This window comes from Sulfuricurvum sp. (genome assembly GCF_049305995.1).
GTDB lineage: Bacteria > Campylobacterota > Campylobacteria > Campylobacterales > Sulfurimonadaceae > Sulfuricurvum.
The window spans coordinates 1-2,955 of sequence record NZ_JBAQPS010000147.1 but is presented as its reverse complement, the minus strand read 5'-3'; the positions used below and the strand labels follow the sequence as shown (position 1 = coordinate 2,955).

7 protein-coding genes are annotated in these 2,955 nt (G+C 41.8%); 6 read left to right on the top strand and 1 reads right to left on the bottom strand.

What is annotated here, in order from left to right; translation table 11 throughout:
* The 6 genes from WA010_RS05005 to WA010_RS04980 all read left to right on the top strand — a co-directional run.
* A partial coding sequence (locus tag WA010_RS05005; RefSeq protein ID WP_422556049.1) for an ATP-binding cassette domain-containing protein occupies positions 1-404 on the top strand: 404 nt, incomplete at its 5' end.
* Between the two features lie 77 nt (positions 405-481).
* Positions 482-1,318, top strand: a complete 837-nt coding sequence (locus WA010_RS05000; protein ID WP_422556048.1) for a DUF5718 family protein — start codon at positions 482-484, stop codon at positions 1,316-1,318.
* On the top strand, positions 1,311-1,517 hold the full coding sequence (locus tag WA010_RS04995) for a DUF1653 domain-containing protein (protein WP_422556047.1): 207 nt from the start codon (positions 1,311-1,313) through the stop codon (positions 1,515-1,517). The genes WA010_RS05000 and WA010_RS04995 overlap by 8 nt, the downstream gene beginning before the upstream one ends.
* The gene (locus tag WA010_RS04990) at positions 1,514-1,846 is read left to right on the top strand and encodes a translation initiation factor (RefSeq protein WP_422556046.1); all 333 of its coding nucleotides are present in this window, start codon (positions 1,514-1,516) and stop codon (positions 1,844-1,846) included. Before WA010_RS04995 ends, WA010_RS04990 begins: the two co-directional genes overlap by 4 nt.
* A gap of 44 nt (positions 1,847-1,890) precedes the next feature.
* Positions 1,891-2,097 carry a hypothetical protein gene (locus tag WA010_RS04985; RefSeq protein WP_422556045.1) on the top strand — a complete coding sequence of 69 codons (207 nt, stop codon included), beginning with the start codon at positions 1,891-1,893 and terminating at the stop codon, positions 2,095-2,097.
* A complete protein-coding gene (locus WA010_RS04980; RefSeq protein WP_422556044.1) occupies positions 2,094-2,435 on the top strand; it encodes a type II toxin-antitoxin system RelE/ParE family toxin in 342 nt (113 codons plus the stop codon). Before WA010_RS04985 ends, WA010_RS04980 begins: the two co-directional genes overlap by 4 nt.
* A 10-nt stretch (positions 2,436-2,445) precedes the next feature.
* On the opposite strand, the gene WA010_RS04975 is transcribed toward WA010_RS04980, so the two are convergent.
* Positions 2,446-2,787, bottom strand: a complete 342-nt coding sequence (locus WA010_RS04975; protein WP_422556043.1) for a hypothetical protein — start codon at positions 2,785-2,787, stop codon at positions 2,446-2,448.
* Positions 2,788-2,955 lie beyond the last annotated feature (168 nt).

Below are 2,955 nucleotides of genomic sequence, written 5' to 3'. Positions count from 1 at the left end.
GTACTCTCTACGACTGGCTTCGCGGGTTTGATCCGAAACGTGAAATCTCGGAAATTCGTAACTGTTTGGGACGTATGCTCTTCAACGGCGAACAGCACGAGAAAAGCGTTGAGAAGATTTCAGGGGGAGAAAAACATCGTATGATGCTCTCTAAGATGATGTTGGAGGGGGGGAATTTCCTCGTACTCGATGAGCCTACCAATCACCTTGACCTCGAAGCGATTATTGCACTCGGTGAAGCGTTGCTCGATTTTGAAGGTAATGTTATTTGTGTGAGTCATGACCGTGAGTTGCTCGATGCGTTTGCCGATCGTATCATTGAATTGCACCTTGATGGCACCTATATCGATTTCAAAGGTTCGTACGAAGAGTTTGCCGAGGCAAAAGCGAACGGGTCACTGTAAATTTTTGTCATTCCCGCGAAGGCGGGAATCTAGCTGGATTCCCGATCAGGTCGGGAATGACGGGAAGGGATAAAAACATGAATGATTACAAAAACTTTGTTGGATTAGGGGTTGCGGGTAATTTTGCACTCCATCTCGAACAAGCAGGGGAGAGTGCTGATTTCAAAGATGTCATAACCGAAGATCCAAACGGTCCCAAGGGGATGTTCCCTTTTTATATCCCGGGACGTACAGGGCAGCTGGGGGTCTATCCGATCAGCCATGATACCATTCTCCTCCCACATGAAGCGTGCAATGTTCAGCCTGAACCCGAAGTGGCACTTATCTGCGATCTTGCCTATGATGATGAGGGAAATATCACCAACATCACCCCTAAATTTTTCGGTGCCTATAACGATTGTTCCCTCCGCGTCGAGGGAGCTGCAAAAATCAGTCACAAGAAAAACTGGGGTGAGGCTTCTAAGGGGATATCATCTACTCTGATCCCGATCGATACGTTTGGAAAGGGGGGTGTGATGGAGAGATACCGCATCGCCTCTTTTTTACGTCGTGAGGGGATGCTGATGCGCTATGGCGAAGATGTTGAACTCACCGGGTACAGTTTCTTTTACGGAAAGCTCATTGATTGGATGAAAAACCAGATCAACTCTCAGATCGATTTCGGCCCGTTAGAAGCGATCAAATCATATCTCAAAGAAGCTCATAATCCAACACAAGCAATCATTAGTATCGGCGCGACTCGCTATACCCATTTTGGTGAAACCAATTTCATTAGAGAGGGTGATGAAGTGATTGTTGTGGTATATGATAATGATAAATACTGCATGAATCCGATCCTCTCTAAAGCGAATAAAGGGGAATTGATGGAGCAAGAGGGGATCAGTGCGTTGGTTCAAAAGGTGACGTGTGCTTAAAAGCGGACTTTACCGCCATTATAAAGGGAAGCACTATGAGGTGATCGGTGTAGCCAAGCACTCTGAAACTTCCGAGCAACTTGTGGTTTATCGCCCTTTGTACGGAGAGAGAGGATTATGGGTTCGCCCCTTTAAAATGTTTATTGAAATTTTACCAAACGGGGTAAAACGGTTCGAATACTGCGGAGAGGTTCAATGAGTCGCGGAACGAAACTCTCTCTTGATCTCGGAGCTTCATGGAATGAGGGGTGGAGTATGGAGGAGGAAACCACTGCAAAAGCATTCACAATCCTTGAGCCTTCTGCGCACCGCCTTGTTTTACAAAAAGAGAAACGTCGCGGGAAAGCGGTGACGCTTGTCGGCTCTTTCAGCCTGAGTGAAGAAGATGCACAAAAGGTTCTCACCACATTGAAAAAATCGCTTGCGTGCGGCGGGGCATATAAAGAGTTCTGGATGGAATTTCAAGGCGATATTGCCCCAAAAGTACATGAAGCACTCGAAAAATTAGGATTTAGATTTAAGAAGTAGATTCTACGCTATAATTTTCTCTCACTCCTGAAAAAGGTTTAATAATGCAAACATTAACCATTAAATGTAAAAACGATACGATTGCCGAACATATTTACAGTCTATTATCCCATCTTCCTAAAAATGAAGTTGTCATTTCTAAAAGTGCGGTAGATAGTGAGTTAGAAAAACATAAAAAACTCATACAGCAGTCTTTTGAAGATTTAAAAAATGGGAATGTGACCAAGACGGGTAAAATCGTCACGCTATGAAAACAAAGCTCGGATACGAAATCCAAAAAACAAAATTGTTTGAAAAGCTCATTGATACTTTGTATAAACGATTTAAAAATATTGAGTCTGATATAGAAGCGTTTGGCGATGATCTCGATGACGTATCAAAACTGGGTATACATCTCGGAAAAAACGTTTACAAAGTCAGAATCGCCAACTCCGACAAGAATAAAGGTAAAAGTAGCGGATATAGGCTAATCAGCTATTTGAAAATAGAAGAAGGAACACTCACCTATCTCTATATTTACGATAAAAGTGATTTGGAGTCGCTTTCTGAAAAGCAACTCGATAAGATTGTGATGGAAAGAGTGCTGTAAAACATTATTTTTATTGGATGGGTCTAGGATAGTTTTTGTATGAAACCAAAAATATTATGATCATAGACAATAAAATAACGGTAGCACCGATAGTAAATTCCATCATCCTTTCCCACGCAAGTAATTCCAGTATACCGCCTAGGGAAGCAAGTAAAGCTAGCCGATGATCTTCTACCATATTGAGAACATGTGCGAACACAATTGTAAATAGCATGACAATTGCAAAAAAATTCATATTAATTTCATTCATCGTATAGGTACCATTAAATGGAAAAATGGTGAAATACCATACACCAATAATAGAACCTACCCAACCAATATCACCCCATGGAATATTTTTATTATCTATCATGATAGTTTCCAGCTATTTATTTTTTTGTTGTGCCGCGTATTGTTGCACTTCCTGCATGGTAGTAAAGTTTGTACCATTTTGTTGATTTATTTTTTGGAGCATCATAGCTTCAAATGGGTTTTGGCGGGCCTTTGCCTGAGTTGTTTGAACAGATGGCTGACTTTTTTC

Coding starts and splice junctions, on each gene's coding strand:
- WA010_RS05000 (WP_422556048.1), top strand. CDS start 482: ATGAATGATTACAAAAACTTTGTTGGATTAGGGGTTGCGGGTAATTTT.
- WA010_RS04990 (WP_422556046.1), top strand. CDS start 1,514: ATGAGTCGCGGAACGAAACTCTCTCTTGATCTCGGAGCTTCATGGAAT.
- WA010_RS04985 (WP_422556045.1), top strand. CDS start 1,891: ATGCAAACATTAACCATTAAATGTAAAAACGATACGATTGCCGAACAT.
- WA010_RS04980 (WP_422556044.1), top strand. CDS start 2,094: ATGAAAACAAAGCTCGGATACGAAATCCAAAAAACAAAATTGTTTGAA.
- WA010_RS04975 (WP_422556043.1), bottom strand. CDS start 2,787: ATGATAGATAATAAAAATATTCCATGGGGTGATATTGGTTGGGTAGGT.